The organism is Variovorax sp. YR216, assembly GCF_900107745.1.
Lineage (GTDB): Bacteria > Pseudomonadota > Gammaproteobacteria > Burkholderiales > Burkholderiaceae_C > Variovorax.
The window spans coordinates 523,493-547,809 of the sequence record NZ_FNRO01000001.1; the positions used below are offsets into that span (position 1 = coordinate 523,493).

Below are 24,317 nucleotides of genomic sequence, written 5' to 3' on the forward strand. Positions count from 1 at the left end.
GGCTCTGTTCAAGACTGAATTCCTTTGGATTGAAGACAAGGCTCGCGCCGGGCGCCGCTCACGGGCGCGACTTGCCCAGCGCCACGCCCTTGAAATCGGGCCCCGGAACCATGCGCTCGGCCGGCACGGATTCTGTCGGAACCAGCCGCGGCGCCGATTGTTGTCGTACCTGTTGACGCAATTCCGCCAGTTCGGCAGGCGTCAGCCTGCGACCCGCCATCGCCTCGCCCTGCTTGGCCTCGGCGCGGGTGGCCGCACGATGGGCCTCGACCGCATCGCGCAGGCTGCGCTGCTGGGCGCCACCAGTGGGGAAGTAGCCGACGGGGCCCGCTTCGGCAAAGGGACCGAGCGATGCGCAGGCAAGGACAAATGGCAGTGCGAATTTGTTGCTATTCATAACGACTGTGAGACAGCAACAGCGACTTTGCCATCCCAAAGCAATGCGTGAACGTCCTACCCGCTAACGGCCGCAAGTTTTGTAACTTAGTGTCAAACAACTACCCAAAGCGGCACATCGGGTGCGCAACACCCTCAAAATCGGCGTTGTTACAAATTCACCGTTGTAAAAATGAATCAGACTCCAGCTCGCACCGACAAGATCGTGATCGTCGACGACGACGCCCGCATCCGCGACCTGCTGCGTCGCTACCTCACCCAGGAGGGCTTCGAGGTCATCGTGGCTGAAGACGGCAAAGCGCTGAACCGGATCCTGCTTCGCGACACGGTCGATCTGATCGTGCTCGACCTGATGATGCCCGGCGAGGACGGCCTCTCCGTTTGCCGCCGGCTCCGGGCCGCCAACGACCGCACTCCGATCATCATGCTGACCGCCAAGGGCGAGGACGTCGACCGCATCGTCGGCCTCGAGGTCGGCGCCGACGACTACCTCGGCAAGCCCTTCAATCCGCGCGAACTGCTGGCCCGCGTCCATGCGGTGCTTCGTCGCCGGCCGCCGCTGGAGGCGCCCGGCGCCCCATCGACCGACAACGAGACCGTCAACTTCGGCCCGTTCAGCTTCGACCTGGGCTCCCGCACGCTCAAGAAGGATGGGGAGGAGCTGTCGCTGACCACCGGCGAATTCGCGATGCTGAAAGCGCTGGTGCGGCATCCGCGCCAGCCGCTCTCACGGGAAAAGCTCGCCCAGCTCGCGCGCGGTCGCGAGTTCGAGCCCTTCGACCGCAGCCTGGACGTGCAGATCTCGCGCCTGCGCAAGCTGGTCGAATCCGACGCCGCGGCGCCGCGCTATATCCAGACGGTCTGGGGCGTCGGCTACGTGTTCGTGCCGGACGGCACGACCTGAGGCCAGAAGCCCGTGGCCGTCACGCTCGGCCCCCAGACCACCCAGCCGAGCCCGCTCGAGGACAGCACCCAGGGGACGCTGCCGAGCCCGCTTGACGGCATCGGGTCGCGCAAGCGCCGCACGCGGCTGCAGCTCGGCCTGAGCCTGTTCTGGCGGACCTTCTTCCTGCTCGTCCTGCTGCTCGTGGGCTGCACGGTCGCTTGGCTGCAGACGTTCCGCGCGCTCGAATACGAGCCGCGCGCGATCCAGACCGCGCACCAGATCGCCTCGCTCGTGAACCTCACGCGCGCGGCGCTGGTGTATTCCGACGCGATCACCCGCGTTTCGCTGATCAAGACGCTCGCCGACCAGGAAGGCGTTCGCATCCTTCCGCGCGAACCGGGTGACCGCTTCCTGCCCTACACCAGCGGCGCGCTGGATCAACGGGTCACCGAAGAGCTGATCGCACGGCTCGGCGAAGGCACGACCGTCGCCAGCCGCGTCAACGACGAACCCGGCCTGTGGATCGGCTTCACCATCGAGAGCGACACCTACTGGCTGCTGGTCGACCCGACCCGCTTCAGCCGCCTGGACCGGCGCACCTGGCTGATCTGGCTTGCGACCACGATGGCGCTGTCGCTCGCCGGCGCCGCCTTGATCACGCGGCTCATCAACCGGCCGCTCAAGCAGTTGTCGCAAGCGACGATGCAGGTGCGCGAAGGCGAATACGAGGCGCACCGGCTCGACGAACGCGCCCGCACCAACGAGATCCGCGCGGTGAACGTCGGCTTCAACCGCATGGCCGACCAGCTCGCCAAGATCGAACAGGACCGCGCGGTGATGCTCGCCGGCATCTCGCACGACCTGCGAACACCGCTCGCCCGCCTGCGGCTCGAAACCGAGATGAGCGTCGCCGATCCGGACGCGCGCGACCACATGGCCGCCGACATCGCGCAACTCGACGCGATCATCGACAAGTTCCTCGACTACGCACGCCCCGATCACGTCGAGTTCAAGCCGGTGCTGCTGCGCGACGTGGTCGACGCCTGCGCCTACGCGGTGCAGGACCATGAGGACATCAAGATCACCGTCGAAGTGCCGACCGACCTGCGGGTCATGGCCGACGAGGTGGAACTGCAGCGCGTGATCTCCAACCTCGTCGAAAACGCCCGGCGCTACGGCAAGACGCCCTCGACTGGCGTCGCCGACGTCACGATCCAGGCACAGGCCCACAACGACGCGGTGCTGATCAAGGTGCGCGACCACGGCGCGGGCGTGGCGCCGGCCCTGCTGTCGCAGCTGAGCAAGCCGTTCTTTCGCGGTGACGTGGCGCGGACCTCGGCGGCGGGCGCGGGGCTCGGGCTGTCGATCGTCACCAAGAACATCGAGCGCATGGGCGGCACGTTTGCGCTCACCAGCACGCCCGGGCGCGGGTTGGCCGCGCACATCCGCATGCCGCGCGCCGCGTCAGCAAAGGGCGATCCGTCCCAGGCGAAGGACAAGGACAGGCAGCCGCAATCGCGCGCCTGACGGCTATCTGTGAATCAGGGCAATGGCGCGCGATTCCATCGCGCGGCCTTCGCCCACCGGCCCGAGCTTCTCGGCCGTCTTGGCCTTCACGTTCACCTGCCCGACTTCGACGCCGAGCACCGCCGCGATGCGTTCGCACATGGCCGGAATGTGCGGCGCGAGCTTCGGCGCCTGGGCGATCACGGTGCAGTCGACGTTGCCGATCTCCCAGCCCGCGGCGCGCACGCGACGCGCCGCCTCGGCCAGCAGCACGGCGGAATCGGCGCCGCGAAACTGCGCATCCGTGTCAGGAAAATGACGCCCGATGTCGCCCAGCGCGGCTGCGCCGAGCAGCGCGTCCGTGATCGCGTGCAAAAGCACGTCGGCATCCGAGTGACCGAGCAGGCCCATGGTGTGTGGCACCTCGACGCCGCCGAGCATGAGCTTGCGGCCCGCCACGAGCTGATGGACGTCCCAGCCTTCGCCGATACGCAGATTGAATGGGGTCATGGCTGGATTTTCCGGCTGCGAAGGACGGCATCCGCGAGCGCGAAATCTTCCGGATAGGTCAATTTGAAGTTCTGGCCGCTGCCCGCCACCAGGAGCGGCGCGAGGCCGACGGCCTCGATCGCGCTGGCTTCGTCGGTGACCGCATCGCCCGCGCGCTCGAGCGCGTCGAGCAGCATGCCGATGCGGAACATCTGCGGCGTCTGGGCCAGCCATTTGTCGGCGCGCGTCGCGGTGCTCGCCACCCGGCCGTCGGGCGATGCGACCTTGAGCGTGTCCGCCAGCCGGTGCGCCAGCAGCCCGCCGACGGCGTCGTGCTCGCAGGCGGCGATCAGCGCCTCGATCTGCGTCGGCGTGACGAGGCAGCGCGCCGCGTCGTGCACCAGCACCCAGTCATGCGCGCCGGCGCCGGCCTGCCGCAATGAACGCAGCCCGTTGCGCACCGTCGCAGCGCGCGTGGCGCCGCCGACGCGGAACAGGTACTCGCCATCGGCCGGAAAGCGCTGCAGCACGAGGCCGACATCCGCATCCTCGGGCGAAACCACCAGCGCCACGCCGGCGAAAACGCCCTTGAGCGCCCGGAAGGCCTCCAGCGTGTGCTCGACCATGGGTCGGCCCGCGACTCGCTGGTACTGCTTGGGCCCGTGCCCGCCGGCTCGGCTGCCGGTCCCGGCACTGGGAATCAACACGTAAAGACGGGAAGCGGACATGGATGCGAATGGCCTGCGTGAACGGGGCAGCCATTCTAGAATCGCGCTTCACACCCCTCGCCGGTCGGCGCGGGGTGTTCTGCATTTCCAGGCACTTCATGGACCTCCCCCAACTCACGGCCGGCAAGCGCTTCACGCTGCCCCGCCCGCCCCTGTCGGCCGATGCACTGATGCTCGCGCAACTGGCCGGACGCGAGAAAGCCGCAGGCCGCGCGACTGCCGTCTTCACCGCTGACGCCAACGATGCCCAGCGGCTGATCGACGAGATCGTCTTCTTCGCGCCCGAGCTGCGCTGCGCGCTCTTCCCGGACTGGGAAACGCTGCCCTACGACAGCTTCTCGCCGCACCAGGACCTGATCAGCGAGCGCCTCGCGACCCTCTGGCGGATCAGCCAGAAGGAAGCCGACGTGGTGCTCGTCCCGGCGACCACTGCGCTGTACCGGCTCGCGCCACCGGGATTCCTCGCGGGCTACACCTTCCATTTCAAGAGCGGCCAGAAGCTGGAGGAAGCGAAGCTCAAGGCTCAGCTCACGCTCGCCGGCTACAGCCACGTCACGCAGGTCGTGAGCCCGGGCGAATACGCGGTGCGCGGCGGGCTGATCGACCTGTTCCCCATGGGTTCGCCGGTGCCCTTCCGGGTCGATCTCTTCGACGACGAGATCGACTCGATCCGCACCTTCGACCCCGACACGCAACGCAGTCTCTATCCAGTGCCCGAGGTGCGCCTGCTTCCGGGCCGCGAGTTCCCGATGGACGACGACGCCCGAGCACGCTTCCGAAGCCGCTGGCGCGAGTTGCTCGAAGGCGACCCCACGCGCAGCCGCATCTACAAGGACATGGGCAACGGCGTCGCGACCGCCGGCATCGAGTACTACCTGCCGCTTTTCTTCGAAGAGACGGCCACGGTGTTCGACTACCTCGGCCCTGATGCCACCGTGGTGCTGCACGGTGACCTCGAACCCGCGTTCCAGAATTTCTGGCAGGACACCGGCGAACGCTTTCGCCTCGTGCGCGGCGACCCGGAGCGTCCCGCGCTGCCGCCCGAAGCGCTCTTCCTGAACGCCGAGCAGTTCTACCAGCGCGCCAAGCCGCATGCCCAGCTCGCACTGCGCGGCGATGTGGCCGCCGATGCGCCCTACGCTGAATTCGACGTCCTGCCACCATTTGCAGTGGTGCGTGGCGCGGACGATCCTCTCGTCAAGCTCAAGGCCCACATCCAGGCAACGCCCCACCGGGTGCTGTTCATCGCCGAAAGCGACGGCCGGCGCGAAAGCCTGCTGGACTTCCTGCGCGCGAGCGGCGTCGGCCCGCCGGCCTTCGATTCGCTGGCGGAGTTCGAAGCCTCGGCAGACGAAAAGATCGGCATTGCGACCGCCGCCCTGGTCGCCGGGTTCGCGTGGCGCGAACAGGGTATCGACTTCGTCACCGAAACCGAGCTCTTCGCCGCGGCACCGTCGGCGCGCCGACGCAACCGCAAGCAGGAACAGGTCAGCGACGTCGAAGCGCTGATCAAGGACCTGAGCGAACTCGCGGTCGGCGACCCGATCGTGCACTCGGCGCATGGCATCGGCCGCTACCGGGGCCTGATCAACATGGACCTCGGCCAGGGCACCGGCCCCGACGGCAAGCCGCTGGTGCAGGAAATGCTGCATCTGGAATATGCGGACAAGGCCACGCTCTACGTGCCGGTGTCGCAGTTGCACCTGATCAGCCGCTACACCGGCGTCAGCGCCGACGAGGCGCCGCTGCACAAGCTCGGCTCCGGCCAATGGGAAAAGGCCAAGCGCAAGGCCGCCGAACAGGTGCGCGACTCGGCCGCCGAACTGCTCAACATCTACGCCCGGCGCGCGGCACGCGAAGGCTATGCCTTCCGCTTCTCGGCCGCCGACTACGAAGTGTTCGCCAACGACTTCGGCTTCGACGAGACGGCGGACCAGAAGGCGGCGATCCATGCGGTCATCCAGGACATGATCTCGCCGCGCCCGATGGATCGCCTCGTCTGCGGCGACGTCGGCTTCGGCAAGACCGAGGTCGCACTGCGCGCCGCCTTCGTCGCCGTGACCGGCGGCAAGCAGGTGGCCTTCCTCGCGCCGACCACGCTGCTCGCGGAACAGCACTACCAGACGCTGGTGGACCGCTTCGCGAAGTGGCCGGTGAAGGTCGCGGAGATGAGCCGCTTCCGCTCGGCCAAGGAGATCACCACCGCCGCGAAGGGCCTCGCCGACGGCAGCGTGGACATCGTCGTCGGCACGCACAAGCTGCTCTCGCAGTCGGTCCAGTTCAAGAACCTCGGCCTGCTGATCATCGACGAGGAGCATCGCTTCGGCGTGCGCCACAAGGAAGCGATGAAGGCGATGCGCGCCGAGGTCGACGTGCTGACACTGACCGCGACGCCGATCCCGCGCACGCTGGGCATGGCGCTCGAAGGCCTGCGCGACCTGAGCGTGATCGCCACCGCGCCGCAGCGGCGGCTGGCGATCAAGACCTTCGTTCGCAATGAAGGCACCGGGGTGATCCGCGAAGCGGTGTTGCGCGAGTTGAAGCGCGGCGGGCAGGTGTACTTCCTGCACAACGAGGTCGAGACCATCGAGAACCGCCGCCAGAAGCTCGAGGAAATCCTGCCCGAGGCCCGCATCGCGGTCGCCCATGGCCAGATGCCCGAGCGCGAACTGGAGCGCGTGATGCGCGACTTCGTGGCCCAGCGCTACAACCTGCTCCTGTGCTCGACCATCATCGAGACCGGCATCGACGTGCCGAGCGCCAACACCATCGTGATGAGCCGCGCCGACAAGTTCGGCCTGGCGCAGTTGCACCAGTTGCGCGGACGAGTCGGCCGCAGCCATCACCAGGCCTATGCCTACCTGATGGTGCCGGACATCGACGGCCTCACCAAGCAGGCGGCGCAGCGGCTCGATGCGATCCAGCAGATGGAAGAACTCGGCTCGGGCTTCTACCTCGCGATGCACGACCTGGAAATCCGCGGCGCGGGCGAAGTGCTCGGCGAGAACCAGAGCGGCAACATGATGGAGATCGGCTTCCAGCTCTACAACGAGATGCTGGCCGAGGCGGTGCGTTCGCTCAAGGCCGGCAAGGAGCCCGACCTGCTGTCGCCGCTGTCGGTGGCCACCGAGATCAACCTGCACGCGCCCGCCCTGCTACCCGATGACTACTGCGGCGACGTGCACCTGCGCCTGTCGTTCTACAAGAAGCTCGCGACCGCGAAGACCTCCGACCAGATCGACACGCTGCTCGAAGAGATCGTCGACCGCTTCGGCAAGCTGCCGCCGCAGGCGCAGACGCTCATCGACATGCACCGGCTGCGCGTGCTGGCGCTGCCCTATGGCGTCACCAAGGTCGATGCCGCTCCGGGCGTCATCAACATCACGTTCCGGAAAGACCCGCCGGTCGATTCGATGAACATCATCAATCTCATCCAGAAGAACAGGCACATCAAGCTCGCCGGCAACGAAAAGCTGCGCATCGAGCGCGAGCTCAAGGAGCCCAAGGACCGCGCGCAGATGGTGCGCGACGTGCTGCGCAGCCTGGGCCAGCCCAAAGTACAGGAATCCGCATCGGTATGACCCCCAAGGAAATCTCTCCCGGCCTCGTCGTGCAGCGCTTCACGCCGCCGCTCGCGTTGGCCGATTTCAAGCTGATCGCGTTCGACATGGACTCGACGCTGATCAACATCGAATGCATCGACGAGATCGCCGATGCGGTCGGCAAGAAGGCCGAGGTGGCCGCGATCACCGAAGCCACGATGCGCGGCGAGATCAAGGACTTCAAGGAAAGCCTGCGCCGCCGTGTCGCGCTGCTGAAGGGCGTGCCGGTCGGTGCGCTGCAGAAGGTCTATGACGATCGCCTTCGGCTCAATCCCGGCGCGGAACAACTCGTTGCCGCATGCAAGGCCACCGGGCTCAAGGTGTTGCTGGTGTCCGGGGGCTTCACCTTCTTCGCCAACCGCGTGAAGGACCGGCTCGGCATCGACTTCGCACGCTCCAACCTGCTCGACGAAGCGGACGGCAAGCTCACCGGCGAGGTGGTGCAGCAATCGTGGGGCGACATCTGCGACGGCGCCGAGAAGCGCCGCACGCTGCTCGAAGTGGCCTCGCTGCTCGGCATCTCGCCGCAGGAGGCCATCGCCGTCGGCGACGGCGCGAACGACCTGCAGATGATGGGCGAGGCCGGCCTCTCGGTGGCCTTCCACGCCAAGCCGAAGGTGCGCGAGCAGGCCATGGTCGCGATCAACGAAGGCGGGCTGGACCGCCTGCTGGAAGTGCTGAGGTGAGACATGGGCAACACTGAAGACAAGAAGGGCCCGCTGCCCACATCCGCCACGGTGCATGCCGACCGCCGCTTCGGCGTGGAGCACGGCGCCATCCACAAGCCGATCCACACGTCGGTGCAATACGGCTTCGACCGCGTCGAGGACCTGATCGGCGTGTTCCAGGGCACGTTCAAGGGTGGCTTCAACTATGCGCGCCAGGGCACGCCGACCAGCGCCGCACTCGAAAGCAAGATCACCCTGCTGGAAGGCGGCATCGGCACCGTGTCCTTCTCGACCGGCATGGCTGCGTTGACCGCGATCTTCCTCACGCTGCTGCGCGCGGGCGATCACATGGTGTCGAGCCAGTTCGTCTTCGGCAACACCAACAGCCTGTTCGGCACGATGGGCGATCTCGGCATCGAGGTCTCGAAGGTCGATGCGCGCGCGGTCGAGAACGTGCGCGCGGCGCTTCGGCCCAACACCCGCATGGTGTTCGTCGAGACGATCGCCAATCCGGGCACGCAGGTGCCGGATCTCGAAGCCATCGGCGCTCTGTGCCGCGAGCGCGGGATTCTCTATGTGGTGGACAACACCATCACCTCGCCCGCCCTCTTCCAGCCGAAGAGCGTCGGCGCGGGGCTGGTGGTCAACTCCCTGACCAAGACGATCGCCGGCCACGGCGCCGCGCTCGGCGGTGCGGTCACCGACACGGGGCTCTTCGACTGGTCCGCCTATCCCAACATCTCGCCGAGCTATCGCAGCGTCGATCCGCGCCAGCAGGGGCTGCAGCAGTTGCGCAAGAAGGCGCTGCGCGACATGGGTGCGACGCTGTCGCCGGAACAGGCGCACCGCATCAGCCTCGGCGCGGAGACACTCGCGCTGCGCGTCGCCCAGACCAGCGCCACCGCGCTTTCGCTGGCGCGCTTTCTTGAAGCCCACCCGTCGATAGCGGCCGTGCACTACCCGATGCTCGAGAGCCATCCGCAGCATGCGCTGGCGGTGCGGCATTTCAAGGCCGGCTCATGGCTGATGGCGTTCGAGCTGCGCGAGGGCCTCGACATGCAAGCCACGCTCAACCGTCTGCAATTGCCGATCAAGGCCACGGGGCTCGGCGACAACCGCACCCTGATCATTCCGGTGGCGCCCACGATCTTCTGGGAGGCCGGCCCCGCGGTGCGCGCCCAGATGGGCATCGCGGACGGGTTGGTCCGCGTCTCGGTCGGACTGGAAGACGCAGACGAACTGATCGCTGATTTCGATCGCGCACTGGCGCCCGTCTGACCGCTCCGGAAGCACGTCAAGGCCCCATGTGGTGGGCCGGCGCGCGCACGGTACGGCACCGTGCGCGCGCCCGGCAGCAGACTAACCCTAGCTGGTCGCGGGACCGACAAGCCGATATAAAGCCGTCGGCGAGCCCTTGCAGCCCACTCGCGCCAAAGCCTTCCTGGCTGCCTCGAATCCCAACAATCAAGAGGAGACTCCATGCAGGATCGACACAAGGCCCGGTCGGAACACGCCCGACCCATTCGCCGGTTCACGCAGCGCCTGACCACCCTCGCTGTTCTGATCGCAGCGCCGGTCGTCACCATGGCAGCCGGCGTCAGCGTGAAGCTGGATTTCTCCAGCCCGGCGACGAGCCCTTTCCCCAGCAACCGGTTCACGCGGCCGGACTGGACCCAGAACACGTTCAGGCGCGTCAACCTTCCCAAGCCGGACTGCGCCGTGATGGTGTCCGAGTGCGCGGACATCGACGTCATCAATACGCTCGACGGCTTCAACACGCAGCCGCGCATCACCGTGCCGTTCACCGGCGACATCGACCTGTCCACCGTCAACAGCGACACGCTCTATCTCGTGAACCTGGGCGACACGCTCTCAGGCGCCGGATTCGGGCAGAAGGTGGGCATCAACCAGGTGTCCTGGGACGTCGCCGGCAAGACGCTGGTGGTCGAATCCGATGAGCTCCTGCAGGAACACACGCGCTACGCGCTCGTCGTCACCAACGGGATCCGCGACAAGGCAGGCGATCCCATCGATGCCGGGCGATTCGGCCAGCTTCGCCAGGGAACCGGTCGCCCGGAGATGCAGGACCGTGACACGACGGACTATCTCGGGGCACTGCAGGACGCGGACCGCACGATCCGGCCGAGCAAGCATCGCGCCGTGGCGCTGAGCCTGTTCACCACGCAGAGCATCAGCGCCGACCTCTTCAAGATCCGCGATCAGATCAGGCGCTCCACCCCGGGTCCGGTGAACTTCATGATCGGCAACGGCGGCACGCAGCGCGCCGTGTTCACGGTGGCCAACCTCGCGGGCATCCAGTGGATGCAGCAAACCGGAACGGCGCCCGCGTTCACCCCCTCGTTCGTCCCGCTACCGGCGCTGGGCGTCGTTCCGGGTGCGGTGGGGCGCATCGCCTTCGGGAAGTTCCGCTCGCCCGACTACGAGAACGCAGCCCGGGTCATTCCGCCGACCGGGACGTTGACGGGGCATCCGGTCCCGCAGTCGAGCAACGACCTGCTGGTCGAGGTGTTCCTGCCGAGCGGCCCTCGACCCGCGAACGGATGGCCCGTGGCGATCTTCGGCCATGGATTCACCGACAGCATGTACGGCGCACCGTGGACCGTGGCCTCGATCTTCGCGTCGAGAGGCATCGCCACGATGGCGATCAGCGTCGTCGGCCACGGCGGCGGCCCCCTGGGCACCCTCAACGTGATTCCCTTGGGCGGTGCGCCGGCGGTTGTCGTGCCCTCGGGTGGCCGCGGATTCGATCAGGACGGCAACGGCACGATCGACTCGACCGAGGGCGTCAGCGCCGTCGGCCCGGTGTCGATCGTGTCCAGCCGCGACGGGCTGCGGCAGACAGTGGTCGACCTGATGCAACTGGTGCGCCAGATCCAGGCCGGGATCGACATCGAGGGAGACGGCTCGGTCGACATCGACAAGACCCGGATCTACTACGCCGGCCAATCCTTCGGCGGGATCTACGGAACGATCTTCCTCGGACTGGAAGGCGCCGTGAGGGCCGGTGTTCCGAACGTGCCGGGCGGATCCATCTCGGAAGTGGCGCGGCTGGGCGGGTTCCGGTTCCTGACGGCCGCCGCGCTGGCAACGCGCCAGCCGCAGTTGCTGAACCTGCCGCCCACGCCGGGCGTGCCGCTACCCTTCAATCTGAACTTCAACGAGAACATTCCGCTGCGCAATCTGCCGCCGCTCTTGAACAACGTGCCCGGTGCCACCGCGATCCAGGAGGTGCTGGAACACAACGAATGGGTCCAGCAAACGGGCAACCCGGTGTCCTATGCGCCGTACATCCGCCGACAGCCGCTGCCCGGAAATGGGCCCAAGCCGGTGATCGTGCAGTTCGCCAAGGGAGATCAGACCGTTCCAAATCCGACCAGCACTGCGATCCTGCGCGCCGGAGAGTTGGCGGACCGCGCCATGTACTTCCGCAACGACCTCGCCTACGCTGCGACCGGAGGGGCCATTCCCAAGAACCCGCACACCTTCCTCACCAACATCGGCATCCCGGCGGCCGCGCCGCTGGCCGCCGCGGCGCAAACGCAGATCGCGCTGTTCTTCGCCACGGACGGCGCACAGGTCATCGACCCGGACGGTGCCGGCGCGCTGTTCGAAATGCCGGCCAGCCTGCCGTTGCCGGAGTCGCTCAACTTCCTGCCCTGAGGCCGTCCGGATCGCGGCGCCTCAGAGCGCCGCGCCGAGGCGCGCGATGCCTTCCTGGATCTTCTCGACGTTCGCCGTCGCAAAGCTCAGGCGCAAGGTCGCGACATCGGGCTTCTCGGCATAGAACGGCGCGCCCGGCACGAAGGCCACGAGCTTCTCGATCGCGCGCCTGGCGAGTTCATTGGCGTCCGCGACCTTGCCGTTGGCGCCGGTGAGACGTGCCCAGAAGAACAGGCCGCCGCCCGGCTGCGTGAAGGTGATCGCATCGCCGAGTTCCTTGCGCAGCGCCACACCCATGGCCTCGGCGCGCTCCGCGTAGACCTTGCGCACGTGGGCCAGCGTCGCCGGCATGCGGCCGCTCTTGAGGTATTGCGCCGCCGTGGCCTGCGCGAAGGTGCTGGTGTGCGCGTCGCTGAACTGCTTGCACATCGTCGCCTTGGCCAGCAGTTCGGCATCACCGATCATCCAGCCGATGCGCAGGCCCGGGCTCAGCACCTTGCTGAGGCTGCCGCAATGCACGACCAGCTCACGGCTGCCAGGCACTTCCTTCGTCAGCGACATCAGCGACGGCGGCGGCGCCTTGTCGAAATAGAGATCGCCGTAGGGGTCGTCCTCGACGATCACCGTGCCGTGCTTCACCGCCATCTCGAGCACCTTCCTGCGGCGCGCGAGGCTCAGCATCGCGCCGCTCGGGTTGCCGAACGTCGGGATCAGATAGACGAACTTGGGCTTGTGTTCGGCGATGAGCGCTTCGAGCTCGTCGGTCTTCACGCCATCGGCATCGACCGGTGCGCTGATCAGTTGCGCGCCATAGAGGCGGAAGCACTGAATGGTCGCCAGGAAGGTCGGCCCCTCGACGATCACCTTGTCGCCGGGCGAGACCAGCGTCTTGCCGAGCAGATCGAGCGCCTGCTGGCTGCCGGTGGTGACGATCAGGCCGCTGGGGTCGACATCGACACCCTTGGTCTTCATGAAGGCGCTGAGTTGCGTGCGCAGCGGCTCATAACCCTCGGTGGCACCGTATTGCAGCGCGCCGCTCGCTTCTTCCGCGAGGGCCTTGGCACTGGCTTCCTTCAGCCCTTCGACGTCGAACATCGCGCTGTCCGGAAAGCCGCCCGCAAAGCTGATGATGCCCGGCTTGCCGAGCAGCTTGAAGAGCTCGCGGATGGCGGAGGTTTCGACGTTATCGAGGCGGGAGGCGAATTGCATGGGAACCTTCTGTCGGGGATTGGCGGAGAGCGTCGATTGTCGCAGCCGTGTGCGCCCCGCCCTAAACTCCCGGCCACGATGAAAAAAGCCGACATAGAACCCTTCTTCGCGACGCTGGAGGCAGCGAACCCCACGCCGGAGACCGAGCTCGAATACAGCACGCCTTTCGAACTGCTCGCCGCGGTGCTGCTGTCGGCGCAGGCGACCGACGTGGGCGTGAACAAGGCGACCCGCAAGCTCTTCCCGGTCGCGAACACGCCGCAGGCGATCGTTCAGCTCGGCGTCGAAGGGCTGGAGGACTACATCAAGACCATCGGCCTGTATCGCAGCAAGGCGAAGCATCTCGTCGAAGCCGCCCGCATGCTGGTCGAACAGCACGGCGGCGAAGTGCCGAGGACGCGCGCCGAGCTCGAAGCCCTTCCGGGCGTGGGCCGCAAGACGGCCAACGTGGTGCTCAACGTCGCCTTCGGCAAGCCGACGATGGCGGTCGACACGCACATCTTCCGTGTCGGCAACCGCACCGGCCTCGCGCCGGGCAAGACGCCGCTGGAAGTGGAGCTCAAGCTCGAAAAGCGCGTACCCGAGAAGTACCGGCTGCATGCGCATCACTGGCTGATCCTGCATGGCCGCTACACCTGCCTTGCGCGCAAGCCGCAGTGCTGGCAGTGCGCGGTGTCACCTTACTGTGACTACAAGCCGAAGACGCCGGCGCCCTGAAGACTGAAAGCGAGACCAGCCTTCCTGCGGCTTGGACTCGGCCCTCAAAGCTCGATCGTCACGCACTCGCCGAAGGCAATCGGCTGGCCCGGCCACTGGTCGGAACGCTCGATCGCGCGGACGCCATCGCGAAGCAGCCATGCGGCGCGGATCACGCCGGCGTGCGTGACCCAGACCGCGTCGCGGCCGCCCGCCCGCCATGCATCGAAGGCCTCGCCCACCCGCAGCAGGAACTGCCGCGTGCTTTCACCGCTGCGGCCCGCGCGTGTGTCCGCGAAGTCGCGGGTCCAGGCGTCGAGCTCGGCGCGGTCGATGGCGGACCAAAGCTGCGTTTCCCAATCGCCCAGATCCATCTCGGCGATGCGCGGGTCGGTCGACATGCCGAGATCGGGCCGCAGCTCGATGATGGTCCTCGCAAGGTCGGCACATCGCGAGAGCGGCGAACACGTGAGTGGCACCCCGGCAGGCAACAACGGCGCCACGCCCTCCGCCACCGCGCGGGTCACTTCGGGCAGCACGGAAACATCCGTTCGCCCATAGCAGAAGCCCTCGACCGCGGTCGTTCGCGCATGGCGGATGAGCACAAGCTTCATGCGTGCCAGGCCAGGGCGAGATAGATCGCCAGCTCGCAGACCTGCTGCGTCGCGCCGAGGCCATCGCCAGTGAATCCGCGAAGCCGCCGGTGAAGCAGGCGCGCCATGAAGAACGCGGCCAGCGCGCAAAGAAGCACGGGTGCCAGGCCGCGGGCGATGCCGAGCGTCATGACGAGCCACGCCACCGCCGGCAACGACCAGGCCACCCCGACCAGCATGGCGCCGTTGTTGATCGCATCCGCCAGCGGCTTCGACTTGCTCGCCGCGTTCTCGTCGCCGACGTACGGCAGCCAGCGGATCAGGAACAGCGGCGCGAGGCGGGAGAGCACATGGGCGCACACGAGCGCGACAACGACACGCAGCGCGCCCTCCTCCGCCAAGGCCGCCAGCAACACCACCTTGAGGCCCAATGCCAGCACCAGCGCGATCGCGCCGAATGCGCCGATGCGCGAATCCTTCATGATCTCCAGCGCCCGCGCGCGGTCTGCCGAGCCGCCGAGGCCGTCCGCCACATCCGCGAGTCCGTCCTCGTGGAATGCGCCAGTCATCAGCACCGTCGCGATCGTCGACAGCATTGCCGCGACCGCTGCGCCGGCCAACCCCGGCAAGCCGGCGAACGCGAGGTAGAACACGCCCGCACCGAACGCGCCGACCAGCCATCCGACACCGGGAAAATGCGCCGCGCTCGCGCGCAGCATCGCGGGGCTGAACCCCACCCATCCCGCCAGCGGACCCGTGACGGGCACGCGGGTGAAAAACTGAAGCGCCAGAAGAAAGTGGCGCACACCGTTCACGTTGGCTCCTGCCTCGAAACGCCTGCCGATTCGAAGCTCGCCATCTCACGCAGGATGCGGCAGGCGGATTCGAGCAGCGGCCATGCGAGCGCGGCCCCGGAGCCTTCGCCGAGGCGCAGGTCGAGCTGCAACAACGGTTGGAGCGACAGGTAGTGCAACAGCAGCCGATGGCCCGGTTCAGCCGACTCATGCGCCGCCACGCAGCGCTGCAGCACATTCGGCCGCAGCGCCTGCGCGACGAGCACCGCGGCGCTGGCGATGAAGCCATCGAGCACGATCACACGCCGCTCGTGCGCCGCCTGCAGCACCGCGCCGACGAGCGTCGCGATCTCGAAGCCACCGAAGGCCGCCACGGCGGCCAGCGGGCTCGTTGCGGCCGCATGCAGTTCGAGCACGCCGCGCAGCACCTTGCGCTTGTGGGCTCGTCCGGCGGCATCCAGCCCGGTTCCGGCACCGGTGCAGGCATCGATGTCCTGGCCGGAGAGGCGCGCGAGCAGCATCGCCGCGGCGGACGAATTGCCGATGCCCATTTCGCCGAGCAGCACCACGTTGCCCGGCATCTCGCGCATGAGCGCCATGCCGTTGGCGATCGCTTCTTCGCATTGCGCCATGCTCATCGCAGGGCCCACGGATGCATCGGCGGTCCCCGGCGCGATCTTGCGCACGAGCAGGCCGTCGCGCGGCGCGAACGCATGCCGCACGCCGCAATCGACGACCGTGAGCTTGAGGCCATGCTGACGCGCCAGGACACTCACCGCCGCGCCGCCCGCGAGGAAGTTCTCGACCATCTGCCAGGTCACGTCGCTCGGATAGGCCGAAACGCCGCGTGCCGCCAACCCATGGTCGCCGGCGCAAACGAGCATCTGCGGCGATTCGAGTGCGGGTGCGGTGGTGCCAAGGATCGTCCCGAGGCGCAAGGCCAGCGCTTCGAGCCGGCCGAGCGCGCCGACCGGCTTGGTCTTGTTGTCGATCGCATGCTGGAGCCGCGCCGCGAGCGCGGGGTCGTCGATGCTGTCGATGGGGGGAAGTTCAAGCGTCATTGGATGAGGGAGCGCAGCACGCCCGGTTCAAAGTTGGATTCGATGTGATCTGCGAGGCCGTCGAACACCGCATCGAGCGTGCGTGCTTCGACGCCGAAGAGCGCCTTGAGCACGACGGGGTCTTCGAAGAGACCGTGCAGGTACAGGCCGAGCACGTTGCCTGTGCCGTTCTGCCACGCGAGGTCATCGGCCATGACGGCGCTGGCGCGATCGCCGGCCGCAGCCATGGCACTGTGTTCGGCGGTCTGGCCGTGATGGATTTCGTAGCCATGTAGGGTGACGCCGGAGAGCGCGGCCCACGGCCCGTTCACCTGCGCGAAGCTCGCTTCGCGATGCCGCACCGTCTTGTCGGCGGCGAACACCGTGACCACCGGCAGCAGGCCGAGCCCCGGCCCATTGCCATCGACGCCATGCGGGTCGATGAGCGCCTCGCCCAGCATCTGCAGCCCGCCGCACACGCCGAGCACCGCGCCGCCACGCGCCGCATGCGCAGCGACCGCACGGTCCAGTCCCTGGGCGCGCAGCCATGCGAGGTCGCCGCTGGTGTTCTTGGAGCCGGGCAGGACGATCCAGTCCGCATCCGCCACGTCGGCGGGGCTGCGGGCCCAGCGCAGGCGCACGCCCGCGATGTTCTTGAGCGGCTGGAATTCGTCGAGATTGCTGATGCGCGGATAGGCGATCACCGCAATCGTCCGCGTGACTTCGCCGCTCGCCACGCTGCGGTCGTCGAAGACACCGTCTTCCTCCGGCAACCCGTGCTGCCACCACATCGGCAGCGTCGCGACGGTCGGGACGCCGGTCAATTCCTGCAACTGCTGCGGCGCGGGCGCCAGCAGCGAGGCATCGCCGCGGAACTTGTTGAGCACGAAGCCGGCGATCAATGCGCGGTCTTCCGGTGGCATCAGCGCCCAGGTACCGTAGAGATGGGCGAAGGCACCACCGCGATCGATGTCGGTGACGAGCAGGCAGCGCGCATTCGCGTGCCGCGCCACGCGCAGGTTGACGATGTCGCTCGCCATCAGGTTGATCTCGGCCGGCGAACCTGCGCCTTCGATGACGACGACGTCGTTCTCGGCACGAAGCTCGTCGAGCGCCTGCGCGATCTGCGGCCAAACGCGCTCGCTTCGTCCGCGCCACGGCAGCGACGAGAGCTCGTTGCTGACCTGTCCCATCAGGACCACCTGGCTATGGGTGTCGCGCTCGGGCTTGAGCAGCAGCGGGTTCATGCGCACATCGGGCTCGGCGCGCGCGGCCAGTGCCTGGAAATACTGCGCGCTGCCGATTTCGCCACCTGTGACGACGCGCGCGTTGTTGCTCATGTTCTGCGCCTTGAACGGTGCGACCTTCAGGCCCTGGCGCACATACCACCGGCACAACGCCGTCGCGATCCAGCTCTTGCCGGCACCGCTGGTCGTGCCGAGGACCATCACGCAGCGCGCTCGCGGACTCACCACATTGGGACTCATGGGGGCGATTGTCCTTTACGTGAAGTCCGTCACGGTTCGTGAGCGTCTCGTTCGAGCGATGTAAAACCTTTCATCTAATTCGCCGTTAGCTTCAGATGAACTGCAAACAAAGGGAATACGGCGAATGGCCGCACTACGAGAAATTGCGCTCACGGTCGAAGAGCGCGAAGCAAATCAGTTCTATTGGGTTCTTCTGGAGGCTGTGAGCAGCGACGAGACGGAGGCGATTCACTACCGCAAGATCCGGTCTGCGCCCCTGGCGCAGACCAGCTACTCGAGCGCGCTGGCCGTGGGGGCGAATGCGCTGCGGCGGTTGGCGGATTCCGGGGGGTTCTCGGAGACCATCCTCTAGGCGTTTCCGGGGGCGGCCCGGGTGTGGGAACCACCGCCCGCCGCGCACCCCGTCAAACAAGCAGCCTCAGCGCGCAGCAACCGCCTGACCGTCAGAGGCAGCAACCTTCACGTCCCAACTCCCCCCCAACGCCCGAATCAGCCCCACCGTCGCCTGGTACTGCGCCGACCGCACCTGCAGCGCCTGCCTGCGATTGGCGAGTTCCTGCCGCCGTGCATCGAGCAGATCGAGCTGGCTGACCATGCCGTTGCGATACCGGGAATCGGACAGGCTCGTCGCCCTGCTCGCCGAGGTCACCGCCTTCGCCTGCACATCCGCCTGCTGCTCGAGGATGCGCAGCGAAGAAAGCTGGTCCTCGACTTCCTTGAACGCGACAAGCACCTGCGTCCTGTAGTTCGCCAGCGCCCCGTCGAGCTGCGCCGAAGCGCTCTGCACCCCGGCCTCCCGACGACCGCCATCGAAAAGCGGCAGGTTCAACAGCGCGCCAATGCCCCACGACTTCGCCGACCACTTGAACAGGTCGCTCAGGTCCTGCGACGCATAGCCGCCGCCCGCCGTCAACGAGATGTCCGGGAACCATGCCAACTGCGCCACGCCGACGCGCGCCTGCGCCGCCATCACCGACTTCTGCGCGGCCGAGATGTCCGGCCGCCGGGTCAACACAGTCGCCGGCACGCCCGGCGGAATCGTAGGCAGCGCAGTCGCCCACTCATCCGTGTTCACCCCGAAATCCGAAGCCGCATCGCCCGCCAGCACCGCGAGCGCATGCTCCAGTTCGGCGCGGCGGCGGTCGAGCGTCAGCGCATCGGATTCCGTCGACGCCACCTCCGTCTCCACGCGCGCCACATCCAGCTCCGCGACATCGCCCGCGCGCTGCCGGCTCTGCGTCAGCTTCAGCGTGTCGCGGTACGCCTCGACCGTGTCGCGCACCAGTGCCCGCTCCGCATCGACCGCACGGAGTTGCAGGTACGTCTGCGCGGTCTCCGATTCGACCAGCAGCCGCGTGCTCTGCAACAGCCCTTCGCGCGCATCGGCATCCAGTTGCGCCGCCTCGCTCGCCCGCGACAGCTTGCCGAACAGGTCGAGCTCGTACGAAGCCGCGACGCCCGCCTGCAGCAATGTCGACGGCCTCGGGCTCAGGTTGCGGTCCAGCCCGGCGCTGCGCACGCCACCCGCGACCACCCCGACCTGCGGCGAGCGCTCGGCGTCGGCGCTGCGCGCCAGCGCGCGCGCTTCAGCCAACCGAGCGGCTGCCGCCTGGATGTTCGTGTTGCGCGCATCGGCTCGTTCGATCAGCTTGTCCAGCACCGGGTCGTTGAACGCCCGCCACCATTCGCCGCGCGGCTGCGCCTCGGCCGGCTGTGTGCGCGTCCACGCGCCATCGGCCGGCGCGACAGCCTGTTCCTTGAACTGCGCGGGCGCCTCGAAGGTCGGCGCCTCCACCTTGGCCGTCGCGCAACCCGCCAGCACCAGCGCCGCCACCAGCGGCAACAACACGGCCCGCCACGGCCGCGCCTTGGCTTGTGTTTCGTTTTTCATGATCAGCTTTCTTCTCGATTCACAAAGGTTGGCCCGGCGCCTCACTCGATCGCCTTGAGCGGCGCGGCAGGCGAAGGCCGCAGCGGTCCGCCACCGGCATGCGAAGGCGCGACCGGATGGTCACCCGACACGAACGCATCACCATGCGGCACCTCGCCATGCAGCTTCAGTGGACGGTTGCCCGTCATGCGGCGCAGCAGCACGTAGAACACCGGCGTCAGGAACAGCCCGAAAGCGGTCACGCCGATCATTCCGGAGAACACCGCGATGCCCATCGCGTGGCGCATCTCCGCGCCCGCGCCGGTCGACAGCACCAGCGGCAGCACGCCCATGATGAAAGCCATCGAGGTCATCAGGATCGGCCGCAGGCGCAGCCGGCTCGCCTCGATCGCGGCCTGCACCGGCGTTCGCCCGGCGAACTCCAGCTCACGCGCGAACTCGACGATCAGGATCGCGTTCTTCGCCGACAACCCGACCAGCACCATCAGCCCGATCTGCGTGAAGATGTTGTTGTCGCTGCCGGAGAGCCACACGCCCGTCATCGCAGCCAGCAGGCCCATCGGCACGATCAGGATGATCGCCACCGGCAAGGTCAGGCTCTCGTACTGAGCAGCCAGCACCAGGAACACCAGCAGGATCGCGAGCGGGAACACCCACACCGCCGAATTGCCGGCCAGGATCTCCTGGTAGGTCAGTTCCGTCCACTCGAAGCTCACGCCCGGCGGCAGCGTCTCGGCCGCGATGCGTTCGACCGCCGCCCTCGCCTGTCCCGACGAGAAGCCCGGCGCGGGTCCGCCGTTGATGTCGGCCGAGAGGAAGCCGTTGTAGCGCATCGCTCGCTCCGGCCCGTAGCTGGGCTGGATGTTCATCAGCGCCGACAGGGGCACCATCTCGCCGCTGGTCGAACGCACCTTGAGCAGGCCCACGTCCTCGGCCCGCGCCCGGTACGGCGCATCCGCCTGCACCCGCACGCTGTAGGTGCGACCGAAGCGGTTGAAGTCGTTCGCGTAGAGGCTTCCGAGGTAGATCTGCATGGTGTCAAACACTTCGGTCACCGGCACACCGAGCTGGCGCGCCTTGGTGCGGTCGATGTCCGCGTAGAGCTGAGGCACATTGACCTGCCAGCTCGTGAACATGCCCGCGAGCTCCGGCGTCTGGTAGGCCTTCGCCATGAAGGCCTTCACCGCCTTGTCCATGCCGGCGTATCCGACCGAGCCGCGGTCCTCGAGCTGCAGCTTGAAGCCGCCCGTCGTGCCGAGGCCCTGCACCGGCGGCGGCGGGAAGATCGCGATGTAGGCATCCTGGATCTGGCTGAACTGCGCGTTGAGCTGCCCCGCGATCGCGCCGGCGCTGAGGTCCTTCGACTTGCGCTTGTCGAACTCGTCCAGGCCAACGAACACGATGCCCGAGTTCGAGCTGTTGGTGAAGCCGTTGATCGACAGCCCCGGGAAGGTGATCGCGTGCTGCACGCCCGGCTGCTTCATCACGATCTCGTTCATGCGGCGCGTGACCTCTTCGGTGCGGTCGAGCGTCGCGCCGTCGGGCAACTGTGCGAAGCCGATCAGGTACTGCTTGTCCTGCGCCGGCACGAAGCCGCCGGGCACCGCCTTGAAGAGGCCGAAGGTCACGCCGACGAGCGCGAGGTAGATCACCATCATCAGCGCCTTGCGCGAGATCGCGCCCTTGACGCCGGTGCTGTAGCCCTCCGCGCCGCGATGGAACACGCGGTTGAAAGCGCGGAAGAAGCGGCCGAACACACGGTCCATGCCACGCGTGAGCGCGTCCTTGGGCGCATCGTGGTGGCGCAGCAGCAAGGCGGCGAGCGCGGGCGACAGCGTGAGCGAGTTGATCGCCGAGATCACGGTCGAGATCGCGATCGTCAGTGCGAACTGGCGGTAGAACTGCCCCGTGAGCCCGCTGATGAAGGCCAGCGGCACGAACACCGCCACCAGCACCAGCGCGATCGCGATGATCGGCCCGGAGACTTCACGCATCGCGCGGTAGGTCGCCTCGCGCGGGCCGAGACCCGCCTCGATGTTGCGCTCCACGTTCTCGACCACCACGATCGCGTCATCCACCACGATGCCGATCGCCAGCACCAGCCCGAAGAGGCTCAGCGCATTGATCGAGAAGCCGAAGACATGCATCACCGCGAAGGTTCCGATGACCGACACCGGCACCGCGAGCAGCGGAATGATCGATGCGCGCCAGGTCTGCAGGAACAGGATCACCACCAGCACCACGAGCGCGATCGCCTCGATCAACGTGTGCACCACCGATTCGATCGAGGCGCGCACGAACTGCGTCGGGTCGTAGACGATGTCGTAGTCCACGCCGTCGGGCATGTTCTTCTTGAGCTCGGCCATCGTGGCGCGCACGTCGTTCGAGATCTGGATCGCGTTCGAGCCCGGCGCCGCGAAGATCGGCACCGCCACCGCGTCCTTGTTGTCGAGCAGCGAACGCAGCGCATAGCTCGACGCGCCGAGTTCGAGCCGCGCCACGTCGCGCAGCCGCGTCACCGCGCCATCGGCGCTGGTCTTGACGATGATGTCGCCGAACTCCTCCTCGGTCTGCAGGCGGCCCTGCGCATTGATCGAGATCTGCATGTCCACGCCCGGCAGTCCCGGCGAAGCGCCGACCACGCCGGCCGCCGCCTGCACGTTCTGTTCGCGGATCGCGCGCACCACGTCGCCGGCCGAGAGGCCGCGCTGCGCGACCTTCTGCGGATCGAGCCACACGCGCATCGAGTAGTCACCCGAGCCGAAGAGCTGCACGTCGCCCACGCCCTGCACCCGCGCGAGCCGGTCCTTGACATTGAGCACCGCGTAGTTGCGCAGGTAGGTCATGTCGTAGCGGCCGTTGGGCGACAGCAGGTGCACCACCATCGTGAGATCGGGCGAACTCTTGACGGTCGTGATGCCGAGCCGGCGCACTTCTTCCGGCAGGCGCGGTTCTGCCTGCGCGACGCGGTTCTGCACGAGCTGCTGCGCCTTGTCCGGATCGGTGCCGAGCTTGAAGGTGACGGTCAGCGTCATCAGGCCGTCGGTGGTTGCCTGGCTGCCCATGTAGAGCATGCCTTCGACGCCGTTGATCTGCTCCTCCAGTGGCGTCGCCACCGTCTCGGCGATCACCTTCGGGTTCGCGCCCGGGTAGTTGGCCCGCACCACCACGGAGGGCGGAACCACCTCGGGGTACTCGGAGATCGGCAGGCCACGCAATGCAATCAGCCCGCCGATCAATATCAGCACTGAAAGCACGCCGGCAAAGATCGGCCGGTCGATGAAGAATTTCGAAAGATTCATGGTGGGTTCCCTCCTCGAACGGGATCAGGATTTCTCAGGCTTCGCTTGCGCGACGCGCTGGGTCTGCGGTGCCAGTTCGGCCTTCGCATCCATCGTCACGGTCTGCGGCGCAACGACCGCGCCGGGGCGGATGTGCTGCAGGCCGTTGACGATCACCCGCTCGCCGGGCGCGAGGCCCTTGGTCACGATGCGCAGGCCGTTGAACGGCGCACCCAGCGCGACTTCGCGGTACTCGGCCTTGTTGTCGGCGCCGACGACCATCACGAACTTCTTGTTCTGGTCGGTGCCGACGGCGCGTTCATTCACCAGCAACGCCTTGTCGCTGTGGGCCTGGCCCATGCGGATGCGTGCGAACTGGCCAGGGATCAGGGAGCCGTCCTTGTTGTCGAACGCGGCGCGCACGCGCACCGTGCCGCTCTTGGCGTCGACCTGGTTGTCGATGAGCTGCAGGCGGCCTTCATACGGCGTGCCGTCGGTGCCCGCAGTGCCCATCTGGACCGGGATGCCTTCGATGCGATTGCGTGCGCCGCTGTCGCCCGGCAGGTCCTTGAGCGCCCGGACCACGATCTGCTCGTCGGCATCGAAGCTCGCGTAGATCGGGCTGACCGACACCAGCGTCGTGAGCACCGGCGCGCCCGGGCCGGCCGCGACCAGATTGCCCACCGTCACCTCGAGCTTGCCGATCCGCCCGGCCACCGGTGCACGCACCTGCGTGTAGCCGAGATTGAGACGTGCGCTCTGCAGCTGCGCCTGCGCGGCGCGAAGACTGGCTTCGGCTTCGCGGCTGGCGTTCGTCCGCTCATCCAACTCGCGCTGCGCGATCGCCTGTTCCGCCCAGAGGCGGCGAGACCGTTCCGTCTCGCTGCGGGTGAAGGCCACGCGCGCCTGCGCGGCGACGACCTGTGCTTCGGCGCGGTCCACTTCAGCCGCATACGGCGCCGGGTCGATGGTGATCAGCAATTCGCCCTGCTTGACCAGCGCACCTTCGCGGAAATGCACCGCCTGCACCGCCCCCGCGACGCGCGAACGGACGTCGACGCGCTCGACCGCTTCGAGCCGGCCCGAGAACTCGTCCCAGGTATTGACTTCGGTCGAGGCGACGCTGGCGACCGACACAGGCACCGCGGGCGACGCCCCGGCCGCCGGCGCATTGTTCGCCTCGGCATTGAAACTGTGGAAGCCCAGGATCACCGCCGAAGCGATGGCCACCAGGGCCGTGACGCCGGTCACCGCGGGCCAGAGGCCGCGCCGGGCCAGGGAGGAAGACTTGTTGTTCGTCATGATGAATACGTCCTTTTGGTGACTTCTGGGATGCAACGGGCCCTCCCGCGCGGATAGCGCAGGACGGC

At 67.4% G+C, this 24,317-nt stretch carries 19 protein-coding genes; 8 read left to right on the plus strand and 11 right to left on the minus strand.

Going from position 1 to position 24,317, the window contains the following annotated elements; genetic code table 11:
• Window positions 1-58: 58 nt before the first annotated feature.
• Window positions 59-397, minus strand: a complete 339-nt coding sequence (locus BLW05_RS02500; RefSeq protein ID WP_093159239.1) for a hypothetical protein — start codon at window positions 395-397, stop codon at window positions 59-61.
• Between the two features lie 171 nt (window positions 398-568).
• On the opposite strand from BLW05_RS02500, the gene ompR reads away from it, so the two are divergent.
• The gene (gene ompR / locus BLW05_RS02505; RefSeq protein ID WP_088956805.1) at window positions 569-1,300 is read left to right on the plus strand and encodes an osmolarity response regulator transcription factor OmpR; all 732 of its coding nucleotides are present in this window, start codon (window positions 569-571) and stop codon (window positions 1,298-1,300) included.
• 78 nt (window positions 1,301-1,378) lie between these two features.
• Window positions 1,379-2,809 carry a sensor histidine kinase gene (locus BLW05_RS02510; RefSeq protein ID WP_093160415.1) on the plus strand — a complete coding sequence of 477 codons (1,431 nt, stop codon included), beginning with the start codon at window positions 1,379-1,381 and terminating at the stop codon, window positions 2,807-2,809.
• A 3-nt stretch (window positions 2,810-2,812) separates the two neighbouring features.
• Here the strand turns inward: BLW05_RS02510 and ispF are convergent, their stop codons facing one another.
• Both ispF and ispD read right to left on the minus strand, forming a co-directional pair.
• Complete coding sequence (gene ispF, locus BLW05_RS02515) at window positions 2,813-3,298, minus strand: 2-C-methyl-D-erythritol 2,4-cyclodiphosphate synthase (protein WP_093159241.1); 486 nt, start codon at window positions 3,296-3,298, stop codon at window positions 2,813-2,815.
• Window positions 3,295-4,005: a 2-C-methyl-D-erythritol 4-phosphate cytidylyltransferase gene (ispD, locus tag BLW05_RS02520; protein WP_093159244.1), complete on the minus strand. Its 711-nt coding sequence runs from the start codon at window positions 4,003-4,005 to the stop codon at window positions 3,295-3,297. Before ispD ends, ispF begins: the two co-directional genes overlap by 4 nt.
• A gap of 98 nt (window positions 4,006-4,103) precedes the next feature.
• On the opposite strand from ispD, the gene mfd reads away from it, so the two are divergent.
• From mfd to BLW05_RS02540, 4 genes are all read left to right on the plus strand, one after another.
• Window positions 4,104-7,586: a transcription-repair coupling factor gene (gene mfd, locus BLW05_RS02525; RefSeq protein WP_093159246.1), complete on the plus strand. Its 3,483-nt coding sequence runs from the start codon at window positions 4,104-4,106 to the stop codon at window positions 7,584-7,586.
• A complete protein-coding gene (gene serB / locus BLW05_RS02530; RefSeq protein WP_093159248.1) occupies window positions 7,583-8,293 on the plus strand; it encodes a phosphoserine phosphatase SerB in 711 nt (236 codons plus the stop codon). The genes mfd and serB overlap by 4 nt, the downstream gene beginning before the upstream one ends.
• Before the next feature lie 3 nt (window positions 8,294-8,296).
• The gene (locus tag BLW05_RS02535) at window positions 8,297-9,553 is read left to right on the plus strand and encodes a cystathionine gamma-synthase family protein (protein WP_093159250.1); all 1,257 of its coding nucleotides are present in this window, start codon (window positions 8,297-8,299) and stop codon (window positions 9,551-9,553) included.
• Window positions 9,554-9,754: 201 nt separating this feature from the next.
• The gene (locus BLW05_RS02540) at window positions 9,755-11,956 is read left to right on the plus strand and encodes an Ig-like domain-containing domain (RefSeq protein ID WP_093159253.1); all 2,202 of its coding nucleotides are present in this window, start codon (window positions 9,755-9,757) and stop codon (window positions 11,954-11,956) included.
• Window positions 11,957-11,977: 21 nt separating this feature from the next.
• Here the strand turns inward: BLW05_RS02540 and BLW05_RS02545 are convergent, their stop codons facing one another.
• Window positions 11,978-13,165, minus strand: a complete 1,188-nt coding sequence (locus BLW05_RS02545; RefSeq protein WP_093159255.1) for an aminotransferase-like domain-containing protein — start codon at window positions 13,163-13,165, stop codon at window positions 11,978-11,980.
• Window positions 13,166-13,243: 78 nt separating this feature from the next.
• Here BLW05_RS02545 and nth point away from each other — a divergent pair, with 78 nt between their 5' ends.
• Window positions 13,244-13,882, plus strand: coding sequence for an endonuclease III (gene nth / locus BLW05_RS02550; protein WP_093159258.1), 639 nt, complete (start codon window positions 13,244-13,246; stop codon window positions 13,880-13,882).
• Window positions 13,883-13,926: 44 nt separating this feature from the next.
• Here nth and BLW05_RS02555 read toward each other — a convergent pair whose 3' ends face one another.
• From BLW05_RS02555 to BLW05_RS02570, 4 genes are read right to left on the minus strand one after another with little or no spacing between them, the layout of a single operon-like run.
• Window positions 13,927-14,475, minus strand: a complete 549-nt coding sequence (locus BLW05_RS02555) for a histidine phosphatase family protein (protein WP_093159260.1) — start codon at window positions 14,473-14,475, stop codon at window positions 13,927-13,929.
• A complete protein-coding gene (locus tag BLW05_RS02560) occupies window positions 14,472-15,269 on the minus strand; it encodes an adenosylcobinamide-GDP ribazoletransferase (protein ID WP_093159263.1) in 798 nt (265 codons plus the stop codon). Before BLW05_RS02560 ends, BLW05_RS02555 begins: the two co-directional genes overlap by 4 nt.
• A complete protein-coding gene (gene cobT, locus BLW05_RS02565) occupies window positions 15,266-16,309 on the minus strand; it encodes a nicotinate-nucleotide--dimethylbenzimidazole phosphoribosyltransferase (RefSeq protein ID WP_093159265.1) in 1,044 nt (347 codons plus the stop codon). Before cobT ends, BLW05_RS02560 begins: the two co-directional genes overlap by 4 nt.
• Complete coding sequence (locus BLW05_RS02570; protein ID WP_256329980.1) at window positions 16,306-17,775, minus strand: cobyric acid synthase; 1,470 nt, start codon at window positions 17,773-17,775, stop codon at window positions 16,306-16,308. Before BLW05_RS02570 ends, cobT begins: the two co-directional genes overlap by 4 nt.
• Window positions 17,776-17,899: 124 nt before the next feature.
• Between BLW05_RS02570 and BLW05_RS02575 the strand changes: the two genes are divergently transcribed.
• Window positions 17,900-18,127, plus strand: a complete 228-nt coding sequence (locus BLW05_RS02575; protein ID WP_093159271.1) for a hypothetical protein — start codon at window positions 17,900-17,902, stop codon at window positions 18,125-18,127.
• A 66-nt stretch (window positions 18,128-18,193) separates the two neighbouring features.
• Here the strand turns inward: BLW05_RS02575 and BLW05_RS02580 are convergent, their stop codons facing one another.
• From BLW05_RS02580 to BLW05_RS02590, 3 genes are read right to left on the minus strand one after another with little or no spacing between them, the layout of a single operon-like run.
• Window positions 18,194-19,666: an efflux transporter outer membrane subunit gene (locus BLW05_RS02580; protein ID WP_093159274.1), complete on the minus strand. Its 1,473-nt coding sequence runs from the start codon at window positions 19,664-19,666 to the stop codon at window positions 18,194-18,196.
• Between the two features lie 41 nt (window positions 19,667-19,707).
• Window positions 19,708-22,968 (minus strand): efflux RND transporter permease subunit, encoded by a 3,261-nt coding sequence (locus tag BLW05_RS02585; RefSeq protein WP_093159276.1) that lies wholly within the window; start codon window positions 22,966-22,968, stop codon window positions 19,708-19,710.
• Between the two features lie 24 nt (window positions 22,969-22,992).
• On the minus strand, window positions 22,993-24,249 hold the full coding sequence (locus BLW05_RS02590) for an efflux RND transporter periplasmic adaptor subunit (RefSeq protein ID WP_093159279.1): 1,257 nt from the start codon (window positions 24,247-24,249) through the stop codon (window positions 22,993-22,995).
• Between the last annotated feature and the right edge of the window lie 68 nt (window positions 24,250-24,317).